Below are 15,685 nucleotides of genomic sequence, written 5' to 3'. Positions count from 1 at the left end.
GAACCGTTCGCCCAACTGTTAAATGTCGATCTTCTCTGCGATGCTCAAAGCGTCTTCAAGTTCGACACCGATATACCGCACCGTGCTATCGACCATGGTATGGCCGAGCAGAAGCTGAACCGCGTGCCGTAACCGCTCGGATCGAGATCAATCGCCGAAACCCAGTCCCGAGCGAGCCGCGCATACTGCCTTGTCGATACATGCGGCCTGTCATGGAAACGGCTGGGAAACAGAAACGCACAGCCGAGCATTTCCGGGCTGTACACCCAATTCCAAATTGAATCGCGCGTGCTTTCAGAGACTTCGAACTGCACCGGTCGACTGGTCTTGCTCTGGATGACCGAGACACGCTCACGAACTCTGTCATCGGAAACTAGGTCGGCAACCTTCAAACGGACCAGATCGCAGTCCCGCAATTTGCTGTCGGTCGCAAGGTTAAATAGCGCGAAGTCCCGAAGGTTGCCAGCGAGTTCGAGCCGGGCGCGAATGGCCCAAACCTGTTTCAGGAGTAACGGGCGTTTCTGGCCGATCAGCGGTCCCTTGTTCCATGGCCGGCGCTTTGGTTTGACGGTGGGGAGTTGGATTTTGGGCATGAGATTACCTCCATCCACCCCTCCCGGCCCATGCGTCGACACAGTGTTGACCGTAATATTTTACAGGGGACGCAAATGACGGGTCGCGGAGCTGGTTTGCAGCACAATACCGCTGCGCTGCAGCCGGCCGCTTCGAGCCCAAATCGTCCCATGTTGCAGAAAGCACGAATGTCTGGCTACACGGATCAAGCATTATCTCTAGTGGTCACTATCCTTCTAGGACAAAACCATCCTGACCCGATCATCAATGTCTACCAGCAGCGCCTCCGCCGACCAACCTGCGCGGCCGCGAAACACATAACCCTGCCGCATGTCGAAAAGCAGTCTGGCCCGGTCTTTCGAGGGAAAGTCTGCGCGTAGACAACCGACCTGCTTCTCCTTCTCAAAACGAACAGCGAGCCGATCATCTGTATCCGTGATCGCCTTTTCCATACGCTCAGCTACGCCTTCAACTTCGCCAATGGTGGTCGAGACACATGAGGCGAGAAAGCAGCCCTTTGCACCGCCGTGAGACATGGTGGAGTAGGTAATGACCGCTGTCAGAAAGTCCCTCACGGCATTTTCAATGTCTGGTTCGCTTTCAAATGCAACGATTGGGGCACAGGCATTCACATCGGCATATCGGTCGATCGTTTGCAGGTAGAGCTCACGTTTGTCCCCGAATGCTGAGTAAAGGCTCGGTCCACTAATCCCCATTGCCGTCGTGAGATCACGCATGGAAGTGCCGTCATACCCCTTCGTCCAAAAGGCATTCATGGCCGCCAGAAGCGCCTCGTCCTGGTCGAAGGTTCTGGGGCGTCCTATTTTTTTTGTAACGTTCGACATATATCTCTTGACCCTCTCTTTTGAGTCGGCATAAGAGATATATAGAACGATCATTACAAAAGTGGAAGCCTCAACATGGCGACGCCCAAACCCGAACCGGGACAGTCATTTCCAAACGTTTCTGTACCGGCTCTGAACGGGGGAGACCTCGATCTCTCCCAGACAAAAGGACCAGACGATTGGACTCTCGTGGTTGTGTACCGCGGAAAACACTGTCCGATTTGTACGACCTATTTGCGCGGACTGAATGAACTTGTGGCCCCGTTGCAGGAAATTGGCGTCACGATTGTCGCTGTCTCCGCTGACAGCAAGGCGCGGGCCACGGCCCAGATGGCAGAGGTCGCGCCCACCTACGAGGTTGGCTATGACCTGACTGTCGATCAGATGACGGCCCTTGGCCTCTACATCTCTTCACCCCGGCTCGGCATGGATGCGGAAAGGCCTTTCGCCGAGCCTGGCCTCTTCCTTATCGATGCCGGTGGCAATCTGAAGGTGCTCGACATCTCGAATGTCCCCTTCGCGCGCCCAGATCTCGGCGCAGTGTTCAGCGGCATCCGCTTCATGCGTTCGATGACCGGGGATTACCCGGCCAACGGCACGTACGTCTGATCACACCACCTGTTTGAATTGCTGAAAGCTCACTCCACAAAAAGGATAAATCATGTTCAGGTACATAAACCTGTCGGGGGCTGTTTTTGCACTCCTCATCGCAACTGCACCCGTTTCAGCCCAAGAAATCGATGCCGATACCAGGGCCAGCCTTATCGCTTTCAATGATGCCTTCAACGCCCATGCTGAGGTATTGGACGTCGAAGGGATGATGTCTCTCTACCATGAAGACGCATTGTGGATCGCACCTGCGACGCCGCCCGCGAAAGGCCGCGACGGTGTCCCTCGTCAGACCTTCACATTCCTGACCGAAAACGATGGCGAGATTACACATACGATTGACTATCTCTTTGTCTCTGACGACGGCACACAGGCCGTGATGATTGGAGATGCTGTAGGCAGTGTCGAAAGTAAGGGTATCGCCTTCAAGGGGACCTATCATTTCACGCTGGTTCGCGATGACGCCAAAGACAACTGGGAGATTGTTGCTGACATGTTCAACCAATACCCGCGGGCGGGGGAATAATGGCACTCCTATCATCAGACAGCCCGCAAGCGGCCGAAGTCAAAGCTGCGCTTGATGAACTGATAGCCTCAGCCACTGCCGGCGAATTCGATATTCTCGAGAGGATCTACCACGACGACATGCGAATCTATATGTTTGGCGCAGATGGCGCCGTGCAATTCAATGACAAGTCGGGCTTTATTAAGCATGTCACGGAGTCGACGGAAGCTGCTGTCGAGCCGAACAACTGGGCGAAGTACCACTCGATTGAAGCCAATGAATCAGAAGGTCATGTCGTGATCAGCCGCAAGGTGAATCTCACAGGATCCGAGCAGATCGTCACACTGAGCATTGACTTCGTGCTGGAAGACGGTCGCTGGCAAATCTTGCGGGAGGTGATCCGCGTTTAGAATTCGTCTGGTGTGAGATGAGGTCGAAGCCGCCGAAATAGAGAACCCACAACTCAAAGCTGACATTCACGGCGGGCCGAGGGATGTCGGTTTTGTCCCGTGACCCAGTCATTGCGTTTTTCTATTTCTCTGCCACTTGCATGAATGGCCGCTGTTCCTGCTGCACGGCGGCATGGTGTTTTTCGCGGTCGCGGCGTGAATAGTTCTGCGAGCGCACGCAGCAAAGATTTGGCACTTCTGCATCGGGCTCTATCCAGTCATTCGCTGCAAACCCGACGAATGACCGGTTCTGGCCGATTGTGTTGAAAAACTCCTCTATTGCGGCGGCACGATCTCACGGATTCACTGCGGTAACCGAATCTGGAGTGACTGCGATGATGGGTGATCGGTTGGTCGATCAGGGTGCATTGTTCTACGAGTTTTTGCTTGAGGAGCATGTGCCAGGCGATCACATGCTGCGATCAATTAACCGTTTTGTTGACCTGAGCACGGTCCGGCAGCACTTAGCCCCTTTCTACAGCGCGACAGGCCGTCCGTCGGTCGCCCCCGAACTGCTGATCCGGATGCTGCTTGTCGGCTATTGCCATGGCATTCGCTCGGAACGTCGGCTGTGCGAGGAGGTTCATCTGAACCTGGCCTATCGGTGGTTCTGCCGGCTCGGCCTCGAGGGCGAAGTACCGGGCCATTCGACCTTCTCAAAGAATCGCCACGGGCGGTTCCGCGATAGCGATCTCCTGCGGCAGGTCTTTGAGACGGTGGTGCGGCGCTGCATGGCCGAGGGGTTGGTGGGGGGCGAGGGCTTTGCGGTCGATGCCAGCTTGATCAAGGCGGATGCCAGCCGCCAGGAGGGCGTCGAAGGCACGAAGGGTCTGCCGCCGGAGCTATCGAGCCGGGCGATCGACGAGTACCTGGCCGTGCTGGACGATGCGGCCTTCGGTGCCGCGACCGTGGTGACCCCGAAGTTTCTTTCGTCGGCCGATCCGGTGGTGCGTTGGACGGGCGCGCACGGCGGTCAGGCCTTCTTTGCCTATTGCACCAACTACCTGATCGACCTCGACCACGCCGTGATCGTTGATGTGGAGGCCTCGACCACGATCCGTCAGGCCGAGGTCACGGCGGCCAAGACAATGATCGATCGGACAGAAGAGCGTTTCGATCTCTACCCTGAGCGGCTCGCCGGCGTCACCGCCTATGGCTCTGCCGAGATGCTCGGTTGGTTGATCCATGAGCGCGGCATCGAACCGCACGTACCGGTGTTTGACAAGTCGAAGCGACGCGACGGCACCTTCTCACGCGAAGATTTCACCTTTGATGCCGAGCGCGATCTCTACACCTGTCCACAGGGCAAGGTCCTGCAGCAGTATCGGCGCAACTTCAAATCGCCACGGACCGGCATCACGAAAGCAGGGACGCGGCTCTATCGCGCAAGTCAGTCGGACTGCAAAGATTGTGCGTTCAAGGAGCGTTGCTGCCCAAATGCGCCGGCACGAAAGGTACCGCGAAGTATCCACGAAGGCGCCCGTGACATAGCCCGCGGCATCGCCAAGACCGACGCCTACGCCACCTCGCGGCGACAGCGCAAGAAGGTCGAGATGCTGTTCGCCCACCTCAAACGCATCTTGGGTCTCGGCCGCTTACGATTAAGAGGACCCTGTGGGGCTCACGGTGAGTTCCTCCTCGCAGCCACCGCACAGAACCTCAGGAAAATGGCAAAGCTGATCCCAATGCCTCAGCCCGCCGGAGCAACATAACCGGCAAACCAGCCCAAAAATCAGCAGCCTTCAACTCCCTCAACACCCAAACGAGTTTTTCAACATAACCGGCCGAACTGAGCGATTGGTATCAAATGGTTCAAGTCAATCCAAAAGAGCTATCGGTAACTGGCGGCTTCCGTGCCCCTAGTTGGCCCTACCTTTGTTGCCACGTGGTTGGGCTCGCGGAACGAACTCTCGTCATCAACGTGGCTTTATGTGGAGAGAACGCTGATTTCACCACCTCGGTGGGCGCTTACCCTACATGCCAAGACCGAGCCTACGCATACGGCCGAAATCCCACGAGATACCGCTGCCCCGGGCGAGGCCGGTGAACTGCTGGCCCAGTGCCTTCTCGATAACAGGCTGCCAAGGAACGAAATTGAGCTCCCGCCAACGCTCCACCAGCGCGTATTTGCGGCTGACGAACTGCACGGACCGCGGATAAATGCCGCTCCGGCGTTGTTCCGGCAACGTATCCTCTGTCTCCGACCAGCATGCAGTCGACCGTCACTGGCGACCTGCTTAGCAGAGGTTGGCGAAATGTCAGGCTCAACTTTAAGGCAGTGGTTACCTTTGGCGACAAATGCTTTTTTTGTGCCGCCTTTTGTCCTTACGCAAGTGAAAATAGTCCTTGATTATAGCCTATAAACAAAACATGCCGTATGTTCTGACCTGTTTCGGTCTGGGCTTGTCGGGTGTTCAGCAGAGGTGGCGCGTCAGCAAGAAATGGAACTTGCGCAATGAAGCTTAATTTCAAGCTCCTGTTGGCAGTTTTGATGGTTTTCGGTGTGTCGACTGGACTTATATTCTGGATTCTCAATGCGACGTTTGTGCCGAGCTTCGCTGAGCTTGAGCGTGACCATGCAATAGATGACGCAGGGCGCGTCGTCGAAACGATCCAGCGCGAAAGTCAACATCTGGAAAGTTCGGCGCGGGATTGGGCTTTCTGGGACGACACTCGCAACTTTGTCCTGGGCCGCGACCCAAGCTACTTGGCAGAAAACCTCTATCCCGACACGCTGAACGGCCTATCAGTCAACGCGCTCTACGTTTTGGACCGGCAAGGGACAGTTCTCTGGAGCCTGCTGCTCGACCTTGATACGGGGGAGGAGTTTGCGGTGCGAGAACTCCCCGGCGACCGCTTTGTGGTCGGTCATCCTGTTTTGAGGTTGCGGCCAGATGACCGACCGTTCAGCGGCTTGGTCGAAACACAAGCTGGTCTGCTGATGATTTCGGCAGCACCGATTCTCGACAACGACTGGCGGGGGCCACCCGCCGGCACCTTCATCCTTGGTCGCCTCTTGACTTCAAAGATAGTCAACGAACTTAAATCTCAGACCGGCGTCGCTTTTGATCTTGTCCCGCTTTCAGGTCCCGGCTTGGACGAGGCCGATCAACAAGCGACCATCGTGCTGAAGGAAGCTGAAAATGTTGCTGTTGAGGAGACCGGTGACAACACTTTGACGACCCGCACCTTACTGCGTGACATCACAGGTGCGCCCGTTGCTTTGGTGCGGGTCATTACTTCGCGCTCCATCACACAGATAGGCCACAAAGCCGAGGAGACAGCTTTCGTCTTGCTTCTCTTGACCGCCCTTTCCGTGCTGCTGACCATCGCTATTTTTGCGCAATGGATTGTCATTGCACCGATAAAGAAGTTAACGCGGCACGTAGCTTCTATCGGCAACACGGGTGTGCTTTCGGAAATGGAAGCGATCAACCGTGGCGACGAGATTGGTCTTTTGAAAAAGGAGTTCGATACCATGATTCGGCAGCTTGCGGTTACGCGCAAGCAATTGGTGGAGCAGTCTTACTACAGCGGTAAGGCCGAATCGACAGCGGGAATCCTGCACAACGTGCGCAATGCTCTGCACCCGATCAATATGAGCCTATGGCGGATCACAGAGTCCCTCAAAGAACGAAGCTCCGATAGGGAAAAGCAGACCATTTTCGCAGGTCATGAAGACACAGTGTTGGACGACGGCGAGCAGTTGCTGGAGGACGTTAGCGAGATAGTTGATCAGCATCGCCGCATCGAGGAGATGCTGACTCAGCACGACACCTTCACCCGCTACGAACAGCCTATGGACTGTGTTGATCTTGCGGGTCTGATCCGCGAGGCGGCACAAGTGATCTCTTCGGGTGACGGACCAAAGGTGACGATCACCTGGCCGCCTTCGACTCCCGCTGTTATGGCGCACCGCATCCTTTTGCTGCAGGTTCTAAGCAATCTCTTTATCAATGCAAGGGAAGCGATCGCCACCGCCGGGCTCGAGAAGGGTGAGGTTCGTGTTACTTGCGGGCAGGAAGATGGACCTGAAGGTGCTTTGGTGCACATTGCAGTTGCTGATAATGGGATAGGCATCTCTAACAGCAACTTGGGCCAGATCTTTGAGCGTGGCTACAGTACTCGAAGCGGCAAGAATGGAGGCCTCGGTCTTCACTGGTCCGTTAACTGCCTTGCCGGCATGAATGGGCGAATTGAGGCATCAAGCGATGGGCCGGGGAAGGGAGCGACTTTTCATGTTTATTTACCGATTGCTGACAGCTTTTGATGAGAGGGCTAATCATCAAAACCACTTGCAATCAGGGGAGCGCCCATAGAAGACAATGCCGGTTTGCTGCACCTCGGCTAATCAGCCGGTCCTCAGTTCGGCAAGGAAACCATCGACCTCGCCGCGCAGCAACTCTGACTGCTTCGACAGTTCGACTGCCGCCTCCAGGACTTCGCCGGCCGAAGTGCCGGTCTGCTCGGTCGCCTAGCGAACGCCGGCGATGCCGTTTGCATTCTCGCTGATCTGTTTGATGACACAAGCGATTCCTTCGATAGAAGACACCGTGCCGTCGGTCGCCGACTGCATGTCTTCGACCTGCTGGCCAATCTCTTCCGTGGCCTTGGCCGCCTGATTCGCAAGGGATTTCACCTCGTTGGCAACGACTGTTTAGTCCCCTGTTATGGGGCGATGCAGTACGCCAAGATTCGCCTGAGTTCTTTTAAGTCTCCTCACGAGAGTAGGAGGGACATCGGCATGGGCAGCGTCGCGCGGTTTATCCGGGCGGGCGGCCTGCATGTTGTAGGCCGTGACTTACACAGAAAAAGCGTAGCGCCGGGGTCGGAACATTGTTGGCCAAGTATCTCGCCAAAAAAATCGTTGACGGAGGGTCAAGGTCCTCTTAGTTTTGCTAAATAAAAATAATGTTCCGTAATATGGAACTAAATAGCAGGGATGTTTCGGTCGGTGGTTCAGACTCAGGAAGAAGTTCACTGGAACGTCACAGCAGGCGCGGCGGTGGAAACGGAACTGCTGCGATCGAGTGTCAACGTCGATGTCGCCATCGTCGGCGGCGGTCTCACCGGATGCCGAACCGCGCTTGGACTCGCGGAGGAGGGTACCTCTGTTGCTCTTTTGGACAGCAAGGCCATTGGCTGGGGGGCGTCCGGCAGGAGTGGCGGACAATGTAATCCGATCTGGCGAGAAACGCCGCGACAGCTGGCCGATCGCTATGGCGGCGCGCAAGCGGAGCGGCTTGTTGCCACGACGTTGAGCGCGGCCGATGACCTTTTCAATGATATCCGGGCCTTTGATATCGACTGCGACCCCGTTCAGGCGGGATGGCTGCAGGCTGCCCATTGTCGTAGCGCGAGACGCAAGTTGGAGCGCCTCGGCGCGGCTTGGTCGGACGCGGGCGCCAGGATCGACATGCTCGAGGGTGCCGGTGTCGCATCGGCGAGCGGATCAGGTGAGTATGAATTCGCGCTGCTCCACAGGTCAGGCGGACACGTCCAGCCACTGTCACTGACACGCGGCTTTGCGCGGGCAGCACAGAAGAGAGGTGCGAGGATCTTTCGCGACAGTCCGGTCACGCGAATGGAGCGGCAAGGCCGAAAGTGGGTCATCGCCACGCCCGAGGGCTCAGTGACTTCCGATACGGTGGTATTGACGACGAACGCATACTCCAATGGGCTCTGGCCGGGACTGCAGCGTACATTCTACCCGATGGTCAGTATCGCCTTGGCCACCGCGCCGTTGTCGCCGGAATTGCAGACCTCGGTATTGCCGGGGCAGGTGACGATTTCGGACACACGTTTGGCGATCTACTTCGCGCGATACGATCGGGACGGCCGGTTGATCTTCGGATGTATCGGCAGCGCGGACAAGGTTGGAACGCTTGGGGGGAAGAGACGGCTTCAGGAAGGTCTGCACACTGTTTTCCCGCAGTTGAGGGACATCGGAATCGAGCGGACCTGGGCCGGGCGGATCGCGGTGACGCCGGAGATGATCCCGCATCTGCATGCCCCGGAGCCTGGGGTTCTCGCGGCATTGGGTTTCAGTGGGCGAGGGATTGCGATGACGTCCGTCATGGGACGCTCTTTGGTAAGCAAGGTGCTTGGGCGGAATGACGAGGACCTTCCGTTTCCGGTCACTCCGATCAAGCCGATCCCGCTTCATGGCGTCGTCAAGACGTTCATCCCGTTTGCCGCGCCAGCCATGACCTGCAAGGACAAATTCGACAAGTTGAGGGATCGGGGGAAATGATGACGACACGCGACAGACCGCGAGAGGCGGACTCCTCCGATCCGCAGATCAAGTTCTCCCACATCGTGAAGGAATACCCGACGGACGATGGCGGGACATTCCGAGCCCTTGACGACGTCTCGCTCGATGTTGGGGCGAACGAGTTCTTTACTCTGCTGGGCCCGTCTGGCTGCGGGAAGACGACGCTTCTGCGAATTCTCGCCGGGTTCGAGACGCCGAACGAGGGTCGGGTGACGCTTGACGGGACGGATATCACATCCGACCCTGCCAACAAGCGACCGGTCAATACGGTCTTCCAGAGCTACGCGTTGTTCCCGCATATGACGATCAAGGATAACGTAGGCTTCGGTCTTCGCATGCTCGGGCGGCCGAGGTCGGAGTACGATGCAACGGCATTGGAAATTCTGGAGCTCGTACGGCTGCCGCAGATGGCCGCGCGCAAGCCATCGCAGCTGTCCGGGGGGCAGCAGCAGCGTATCGCGCTAGCACGCGCACTGGCGCCGCATCCCCGCGTTTTGCTATTGGACGAGCCGTTGTCGGCGCTCGATCTGAAGCTCCGCAAGGAGATGCAAATCGAGATGAAGCGGATCCAGCAGGAGTCGCATACGACATTCGTCTTCGTCACGCATGATCAGGAAGAGGCCCTCACCATGTCTGACCGTATCGCGGTCATGGATCACGGCACGCTGCAACAGGTCGGGACGCCACAGCAGATCTATAACAGGCCCGTCAACCGTTTTGTTGCGGGCTTCATCGGCGAAATGAACTTTATCGAGACCGTCGGCACGCCGATGGCGAACGGAAGTGCATTGGTTTTCGATACGCCGTTGGGTCAGATGCATGCGCCCAAGGAGGCGACGGTGCCGCCGCATGCCGCTATTCTGGCAATCCGCCCCGAGCGCTTCCGGCTCCATGACGGCAGCGGCCCGGATAAAAATGTCATTAATGCCGTGGTCGAGAACGTGATCTTCACGGGGCCTTTTGCTTCAGTCCACATTCGTTGCGGCGAGCGACCCCAAGAGCTGCGCGTTCGCCTGTCCGCCGCTGAGAACGACCTAGCCGACGTCGTCGTTGGGGGATCGATCAAACTGGAGATGCCGACGGAGCACCTCAGGATGCTGGCGCCATGACGACAACGACGCGCGCACAGAGAATTCGGCGCCGGACCATACTGGGGCTGACTCCGGCTGTCACGATGATGGGCGCCTTCATGGTGATCCCACTTATCCTGGTGGTTGTCATGTCGTTTATGACGCGGGGCCAGTACGGCGGCATCGTCTGGGAGTTCTCGACTGATGCCTATCAGCGGCTTATATACGTGACGCGGCTGGACGGAAGTCTTGCCTACAACCTATCTTTCCTAGCGATTTTGAGCCGATCGCTTGTCCTTGCGGGACTCACAACGCTGATCTGCCTGCTGATCGCTTTTCCGACAGCCTTTTATGTGGCTCGGCAGTCGCAGCGCACGAAGAGCATCCTGTTGCTGCTGATCATGTTCCCGTTCTGGTCAAACCTTCTGGTGCGCACCACGAGCTGGATCATCATCCTGCGGGACTTCGGTTTCGTGAACCAGTTCCTGATGTGGGTCGGGATCACCAGCGAGCCGATAACGCTTCTGTTCACGAACGGGGCCATCCTGGTCGGTCTGGTCTACGTCTACATTCCGTTCATGATCCTTCCGATCTACACGTCGGTCGAGCGTCTCGACAACGGTCTGTTGGAAGCGTCGTTCGATCTCTTTGCCACACGATTTCAGACCGTGCGTCACGTGATCGGCCCGCTCACCATGCCCGGGATCATCGCCGGGAGCATCCTCGTCTTCGTGCCAAGCCTCGGGGCCTTCATTACGCCCGATCTGCTGGGCGGTGGCAAGAAGCTGATGCTGGGCAGCCTGATCCACCTGCAATTCACCACCGCACGCAACTGGCCATACGGCGCGTCGCTGTCGGTCCTGCTTCTGGCGGCTGTGCTGATTGCGATGTTCATTCTGGCGCGACGCGCGATCCGAGCGAGAGGTTGAGCCAATGGCCCGCGCGCAGAGACGCAAACTGACCAGCTACCCAGGTTTCGGGGTAATCACGATCTTCTTCTTCGGTTTCCTCTATCTGCCGATCATGGTGCTGATCGCATTCTCGTTCAATTCGTCGGTCTCGATCAGTGTGTGGGAGACCTTTAGTTTCAAATGGTATGCCGAGGCGATCGGCAACACGGATCTGCAGAAGGCAGTTGTGAACACCCTTCTTGTGGCGGTTGTCGCGACGATCGGTGCTGTCCTTATTGCGCTGCCTGCGGCCGTTGTGTTGACCGGTCAAGGAGTGTCGAAGCGCGCCGCTTCGACCGCGACCGGTTTGATGTCGTTGCCGCTGGTTGTGCCCGAGATCGTGATCGCGATCGCAACGCTAGTGTTCTTCACGTCGGTCGGCATCGACCTGGGGCTTGGGAACGTGATGATCGCGCACACGGTTTTCTGCGTCCCGTTCGCGCTCTTGCCCATTGTCGCCCGGCTTCGCAGCCTCGATCATCGTTTGAGCGAGGCGGCCTACGATCTTTACGCCAGCCGCCCGAGGGCTTTCCGGCTAATAACGCTTCCGCTGCTGGCCCCTGGCGTGGTGTCCGGCGCGATGCTCGCCTTCATCGTATCGTTCGACAATTTCATCATCACGCTGATGGTGGCCGGTGCAGGAGGGACGACGCTCCCACTGTACATCTACGGTCTCGTCAAGACCCAGATCACACCGGAATTGAATGCAGTCTCTACCGGAGTCCTACTGCTGTCTCTGGTATTGCTGACATGCGCCTACGTTCTGACTGGTGGTCGGATTGCAGGTAGTACGGGTGCCAAGGACTGACGGCGCCTCAATAAAAAAAGTTTCCAACAAGGAGGTCATCAATGAAATCGATCTACGGAATTCTAGCGCTCACGACTTGTCTCACTGTGGCTGGAGCTGCGTATGCGGAGGGTCAGCTGAATATCTACAACTGGGCTGGCTACACCCCGCCCGATCTGGTTAAGAAGTTCGAAGCGGAGACTGGAATCGACGTAACGATCGATACCTACGACACCAACGAGGTGCTGCTGTCCAAGCTGCAAGCGGGTGGTGGCAGCTACGACATCATCGTGACGGCGCACAGCTTCATCCCGGTTCACGCGGCCGAAGGGCTGATTCAGCCTATCGGCCTGAAGGACATGGAGAACATCGAAAATCTCGATCCGCAGTACTTGACAGCGGACTGGAACCCGGAGGGCGATTACGGAGTGCCGTGGCAGTGGGGTACAACGGCCTTCGCCGTCGACCGGACCGTCTATAACGAGCCGGTCGACAGCTACGAAACCTTGTTCACCCCGCCGGGAGCCCTGCAAGGCAAAATTGGCATGTTCAAGGGCGCCTCTGACCTGATCTCGCTAGCGCAGCTTTACTTGGGTGTCCCGTTCTGCAGTGAAGATCCGTCTGAGATGCAGCGCGTTCTTGAAGTGCTACTGGCGCAGAAGCCGCATGTGAAAGTTTACGGCGGCGGTGGCGCGATGCGCGAGCAGCTGGTCTCGGGCGAGCTCATCGCAGCAAGCAACTACAGTGGGCAGATCGTACGCGGACGCGAGCAAAAGCCGGAACTGGAGTACATTTACCCCAAGGAAGGTGTTGCGAGCTGGATCGACGTTGTAGCAATCCCGAAAGGCGCGCAGAATTATGAAAATGCGCAGGAATTCATCAACTACATTCTCCAGCCGGAACATGCAGCCATGCTGAGCAACCACGCAGGCTACTCGAACGGTGTTCCGGCGTCTCGAGAGTTCATGCGGGAAGACCTCCTGGCAGCGCCCGAACTGATCGTGCCTGACGGTATCCGCGTCGTGCCTCTAGCGACCTGTACGGCAGCCGCCAGTGATCTGGAAGCGCAGCTGATGACGCAGCTTCTCGAGTAGTGAGGGGCAGGGCACACGGTCGGGCCGGAAAATCCGGCCCGGCGTACTTTTTGAATTCCAACCGACAGGCACACCATGACCACTCTCACCAAGTTCACCGATTGCGCGACCGACCCGGTCGAGAAAGATACGACCGATGTTGCGGTGGCCGGCACGCCGAAACACATCGCTTGGCCTCACTTTATCGGCGACGGCGGCCAGGTCCGGTCCGGCGTCTGGGAGAGCACTGCGGGTAGCTTTCGCGGGCCGATGAAAGATCAGATCGAGTTCTGTCACATTCTGGAGGGTGAGGCCGAAATTGAGACTGGTGTTGGCGAGCGGATCACCGTGAGGGTCGGAGACGGCTTCGTGATGGACAATGGCTTGGAGCCGGTCTGGCACGTCGCAGACTACGTGAAGAAGCACTTCGTCATCATTGCGATCGACCCGGTAGGCATTTGAACGTACACCACGATGAGCCGACGACGAGAGGCCTCTTTCGCGTTCCTCAAGCGTATCGCAAGCGGCCTAGAAAGGAAGCAAAATGAGCAGCGCGTTCACCGACCCGGTCGGCCTGTTCGATCTCGCTGGGAAGACGGCGCTCATCACGGGTTCGGGTGGAGGTATTGGTCTGTCGCTGGCGCGTGGACTGGGGGCTGCCGGAGCCCGCATCGTCCTTAATGGTCGAGATGCCGCCAAGCTGAGCAAGGCCGCTGGGATCCTGGAAGAGGCCGGGGTCGATCACACGTCCTGCGCCTTCGACGTTTCGGACGACACTGCTGTCGAGGCTGCCATCGAGCAGATCGAGCGAGACGACGGTCCGATCGACATCCTCGTAAACAACGCGGGAACCAATCGCCGCGGTGCTATGGGTGATATCTCGGCCGATGACTATCGGATGGTCATGAACGCCAATGTAGACGGGCTGTTCTTCGTCACAAGGTCCGTCGCACCATACATGGAGGTGCGGGGGAGAGGCAAGATCATCAACATCTGCTCCGCCCTGTCCAAGCTCGGGCGGAAAGGTGCTGTGGCGTACTCGGGATCAAAGGGCGCCGCTGCCATAATGACCGCGTCGATGTGCGATGAATTGGCACCGAAGGGCATACAAGTGAATGGGATTGCGCCCGGCTATTTCCTTACCGAGATCACCGAAGTCATCGCACAGGATGAAGCACATAACACCTGGCTCATCAACCGAACGCCGGCAGGGCGTTGGGGAGAGATGCAGGATCTGGTTGGGGCGGCCATTTTTCTGGCCTCACCCGCATCCGATTTCGTCAATGGGCATATCTTAGCCGTCGATGGCGGATTGACTGCGGTCATCGGAGGATAACGTGCAATGTCTTTCATGGAGCTGCATAAATGACGGATCTCGCGCTTGGATTCCCAGCCCGCTACATTCAGGGGCCGGGAGCACTGGACCGGATCGGGCAAGTAGCCACCAATCTCGGGCAGAAGGCTTTGGTGCTCGCTGATCCTTTCGTAATTGATCTTGTCGGCGACCGGGTCGTCGGCAGCCTTAAAGCGGTCGGGCTTGACTATCGCTTGGAAGCGTTTGGTGGCGAATGCTGCGCACCCGAGATAGAGCGTCTGACCAGGCTTGCCCAGGGTAGCGAAGCGCAAATGATCGTGGCCATCGGAGGGGGCAAGGCTCTTGACACCGGTAAAGCAGTGGCCGCCGCTGCGCAGGTTCGCATGATCTCGGTACCGACGATTGCATCGACCGACGGACCGGTCAGCAGCATCGCGGTCGAGTACACCGAGGATCATGTCCACATCGGTGTGATGCGCTTCAACCAGAGTCCTGACATCGTGTTGGTGGACAGCGATATCATCGCTAAGGCGCCGGCGGCGCTGCTTATCGCGGGCATGGGAGACGGGATTGCTACTTGGTACGAAGCACGGGCTTGTCACGCGAGCGGAACGATCAACTTTCGGGGTGGGGCCATATCACCTGTCGCGCTCGCCCTCGCGCGTCAATGTCTTGAGACGATCCTGGAATTCGGCGAAGCCGCTGTCGCCGACGTGGCCGAAGGCGCCGTTGCACCGGCGGTGGAGCGGGTGATTGAGGCCAATATCTTTCTGAGCGGTATTGGCTTCGAGAATACAGGCGTTGCGGGAGCACATGCGCTGGATACGGCTATTTCGCGGCTGTCGGCCAAAAACACGGCCCAGCACGGGGAACGGGTGGCGCTTGGCGTGTTGTTTCAGCTTGCCTTGGAGGGCAGTGAGGACGAGATCGGGCCGCTTCTAGACTTTTACGGCAGGGTGGAACTCCCCCGATCGTTTGCCGAGATTGGTCTCGACCTGACTGGCGAGGGCGATCTAGACGAACTGGTCCGGCTGATCCTGCGGGACGGGTCGCCGATATACAATCTTCCGTTCGACGTCGATCATGGATCAGTTTCGCAAGCTCTCGATCGATGGCGCCGCCCCGCCGATCAGTTCGGTAACGCGGGCGGCTGAGGCTATCAGTTCATCCGACCATGTCGACAGTTGGGCAATCGATTGGCGGTGGTGCAGGGTCCAGATGTTCAGCACCGCAAT

The 15,685-nt window shown here is 57.7% G+C and carries 17 protein-coding genes; 13 read left to right on the top strand and 4 right to left on the bottom strand.

The features are described 5' to 3' along the window. Window positions 1-44: 44 nt before the first annotated feature. Both HBA54_RS22255 and HBA54_RS22250 read right to left on the bottom strand, forming a co-directional pair. On the bottom strand, window positions 45-593 hold the full coding sequence (locus HBA54_RS22255) for a site-specific integrase (RefSeq protein WP_322096089.1): 549 nt from the start codon (window positions 591-593) through the stop codon (window positions 45-47). Window positions 594-809: 216 nt separating this feature from the next. Then, window positions 810-1,418: a TetR/AcrR family transcriptional regulator gene (locus HBA54_RS22250; RefSeq protein ID WP_205944836.1), complete on the bottom strand. Its 609-nt coding sequence runs from the start codon at window positions 1,416-1,418 to the stop codon at window positions 810-812. A gap of 75 nt (window positions 1,419-1,493) precedes the next feature. Here HBA54_RS22250 and HBA54_RS22245 point away from each other — a divergent pair, with 75 nt between their 5' ends. The 4 genes from HBA54_RS22245 (at window position 1,494) to HBA54_RS22230 (ending at window position 4,693) form a co-directional block, all read left to right on the top strand. Beyond that, the gene (locus tag HBA54_RS22245) at window positions 1,494-2,027 is read left to right on the top strand and encodes a peroxiredoxin-like family protein (protein WP_167228842.1); all 534 of its coding nucleotides are present in this window, start codon (window positions 1,494-1,496) and stop codon (window positions 2,025-2,027) included. A gap of 52 nt (window positions 2,028-2,079) precedes the next feature. Beyond that, window positions 2,080-2,553 (top strand): YybH family protein, encoded by a 474-nt coding sequence (locus HBA54_RS22240; protein WP_167228840.1) that lies wholly within the window; start codon window positions 2,080-2,082, stop codon window positions 2,551-2,553. Further along, complete coding sequence (locus HBA54_RS22235) at window positions 2,553-2,942, top strand: nuclear transport factor 2 family protein (RefSeq protein ID WP_167228838.1); 390 nt, start codon at window positions 2,553-2,555, stop codon at window positions 2,940-2,942. The genes HBA54_RS22240 and HBA54_RS22235 overlap by 1 nt, the downstream gene beginning before the upstream one ends. 374 nt (window positions 2,943-3,316) lie before the next feature. Further along, on the top strand, window positions 3,317-4,693 hold the full coding sequence (locus HBA54_RS22230; RefSeq protein ID WP_167228835.1) for a transposase: 1,377 nt from the start codon (window positions 3,317-3,319) through the stop codon (window positions 4,691-4,693). A gap of 261 nt (window positions 4,694-4,954) precedes the next feature. Here HBA54_RS22230 and HBA54_RS22225 read toward each other — a convergent pair whose 3' ends face one another. Next, entirely contained in the window at window positions 4,955-5,167 is a 213-nt protein-coding gene (locus HBA54_RS22225; protein ID WP_167228833.1) for a DUF3363 domain-containing protein, read from the bottom strand. A gap of 269 nt (window positions 5,168-5,436) precedes the next feature. On the opposite strand from HBA54_RS22225, the gene HBA54_RS22220 reads away from it, so the two are divergent. Next, on the top strand, window positions 5,437-7,251 hold the full coding sequence (locus tag HBA54_RS22220; RefSeq protein WP_167228831.1) for a sensor histidine kinase: 1,815 nt from the start codon (window positions 5,437-5,439) through the stop codon (window positions 7,249-7,251). A gap of 204 nt (window positions 7,252-7,455) precedes the next feature. Here HBA54_RS22220 and HBA54_RS22215 read toward each other — a convergent pair whose 3' ends face one another. Next, window positions 7,456-7,620 carry a hypothetical protein gene (locus HBA54_RS22215; protein ID WP_167228829.1) on the bottom strand — a complete coding sequence of 55 codons (165 nt, stop codon included), beginning with the start codon at window positions 7,618-7,620 and terminating at the stop codon, window positions 7,456-7,458. Between the two features lie 315 nt (window positions 7,621-7,935). Here HBA54_RS22215 and HBA54_RS22210 point away from each other — a divergent pair, with 315 nt between their 5' ends. The 8 genes from HBA54_RS22210 to HBA54_RS22175 all read left to right on the top strand — a co-directional run bounded on the left by HBA54_RS22210 (window position 7,936) and on the right by HBA54_RS22175 (window position 15,604). Beyond that, a complete protein-coding gene (locus HBA54_RS22210) occupies window positions 7,936-9,234 on the top strand; it encodes an NAD(P)/FAD-dependent oxidoreductase (RefSeq protein WP_167228827.1) in 1,299 nt (432 codons plus the stop codon). Further along, window positions 9,231-10,364 (top strand): ABC transporter ATP-binding protein, encoded by a 1,134-nt coding sequence (locus HBA54_RS22205; RefSeq protein ID WP_240932830.1) that lies wholly within the window; start codon window positions 9,231-9,233, stop codon window positions 10,362-10,364. Before HBA54_RS22210 ends, HBA54_RS22205 begins: the two co-directional genes overlap by 4 nt. Next, window positions 10,361-11,254, top strand: a complete 894-nt coding sequence (locus HBA54_RS22200; protein WP_167228825.1) for an ABC transporter permease — start codon at window positions 10,361-10,363, stop codon at window positions 11,252-11,254. The genes HBA54_RS22205 and HBA54_RS22200 overlap by 4 nt, the downstream gene beginning before the upstream one ends. Window positions 11,255-11,258: 4 nt before the next feature. After that, entirely contained in the window at window positions 11,259-12,083 is an 825-nt protein-coding gene (locus HBA54_RS22195) for an ABC transporter permease (protein WP_167228823.1), read from the top strand. 41 nt (window positions 12,084-12,124) lie between these two features. Further along, window positions 12,125-13,156, top strand: a complete 1,032-nt coding sequence (locus HBA54_RS22190; RefSeq protein WP_167228821.1) for an extracellular solute-binding protein — start codon at window positions 12,125-12,127, stop codon at window positions 13,154-13,156. A 75-nt stretch (window positions 13,157-13,231) separates the two neighbouring features. Then, window positions 13,232-13,597 (top strand): cupin domain-containing protein, encoded by a 366-nt coding sequence (locus HBA54_RS22185; protein WP_167228819.1) that lies wholly within the window; start codon window positions 13,232-13,234, stop codon window positions 13,595-13,597. An 82-nt stretch (window positions 13,598-13,679) separates the two neighbouring features. Next, complete coding sequence (locus HBA54_RS22180) at window positions 13,680-14,471, top strand: SDR family NAD(P)-dependent oxidoreductase (protein ID WP_167228817.1); 792 nt, start codon at window positions 13,680-13,682, stop codon at window positions 14,469-14,471. Between the two features lie 29 nt (window positions 14,472-14,500). Beyond that, complete coding sequence (locus HBA54_RS22175) at window positions 14,501-15,604, top strand: glycerol dehydrogenase (RefSeq protein ID WP_167228815.1); 1,104 nt, start codon at window positions 14,501-14,503, stop codon at window positions 15,602-15,604. Window positions 15,605-15,685: the final 81 nt, after the last annotated feature.

The sequence above is a fragment of the Pelagibius litoralis genome, assembly GCF_011683915.1.
GTDB classification, from domain to species: domain Bacteria; phylum Pseudomonadota; class Alphaproteobacteria; order Kiloniellales; family Kiloniellaceae; genus Pelagibius; species Pelagibius litoralis.
This window is presented reverse-complemented; position numbering and strand designations above follow the sequence as displayed.

What these genes read in the sequence shown, in the direction of transcription:
- HBA54_RS22180 (WP_167228817.1), top strand. Translation starts at nt 13,680, where the DNA reads ATGAGCAGCGCGTTCACCGACCCGGTCGGCCTGTTCGATCTCGCTGGG.
- HBA54_RS22205 (WP_240932830.1), top strand. Translation starts at nt 9,231, where the DNA reads ATGATGACGACACGCGACAGACCGCGAGAGGCGGACTCCTCCGATCCG.
- HBA54_RS22255 (WP_322096089.1), bottom strand. Translation starts at nt 593, where the DNA reads ATGCCCAAAATCCAACTCCCCACCGTCAAACCAAAGCGCCGGCCATGG.
- HBA54_RS22250 (WP_205944836.1), bottom strand. Translation starts at nt 1,418, where the DNA reads ATGTCGAACGTTACAAAAAAAATAGGACGCCCCAGAACCTTCGACCAG.
- HBA54_RS22230 (WP_167228835.1), top strand. Translation starts at nt 3,317, where the DNA reads ATGATGGGTGATCGGTTGGTCGATCAGGGTGCATTGTTCTACGAGTTT.
- HBA54_RS22185 (WP_167228819.1), top strand. Translation starts at nt 13,232, where the DNA reads ATGACCACTCTCACCAAGTTCACCGATTGCGCGACCGACCCGGTCGAG.
- HBA54_RS22195 (WP_167228823.1), top strand. Translation starts at nt 11,259, where the DNA reads ATGGCCCGCGCGCAGAGACGCAAACTGACCAGCTACCCAGGTTTCGGG.
- HBA54_RS22175 (WP_167228815.1), top strand. Translation starts at nt 14,501, where the DNA reads ATGACGGATCTCGCGCTTGGATTCCCAGCCCGCTACATTCAGGGGCCG.
- HBA54_RS22245 (WP_167228842.1), top strand. Translation starts at nt 1,494, where the DNA reads ATGGCGACGCCCAAACCCGAACCGGGACAGTCATTTCCAAACGTTTCT.
- HBA54_RS22240 (WP_167228840.1), top strand. Translation starts at nt 2,080, where the DNA reads ATGTTCAGGTACATAAACCTGTCGGGGGCTGTTTTTGCACTCCTCATC.
- HBA54_RS22235 (WP_167228838.1), top strand. Translation starts at nt 2,553, where the DNA reads ATGGCACTCCTATCATCAGACAGCCCGCAAGCGGCCGAAGTCAAAGCT.
- HBA54_RS22220 (WP_167228831.1), top strand. Translation starts at nt 5,437, where the DNA reads ATGAAGCTTAATTTCAAGCTCCTGTTGGCAGTTTTGATGGTTTTCGGT.
- HBA54_RS22200 (WP_167228825.1), top strand. Translation starts at nt 10,361, where the DNA reads ATGACGACAACGACGCGCGCACAGAGAATTCGGCGCCGGACCATACTG.
- HBA54_RS22190 (WP_167228821.1), top strand. Translation starts at nt 12,125, where the DNA reads ATGAAATCGATCTACGGAATTCTAGCGCTCACGACTTGTCTCACTGTG.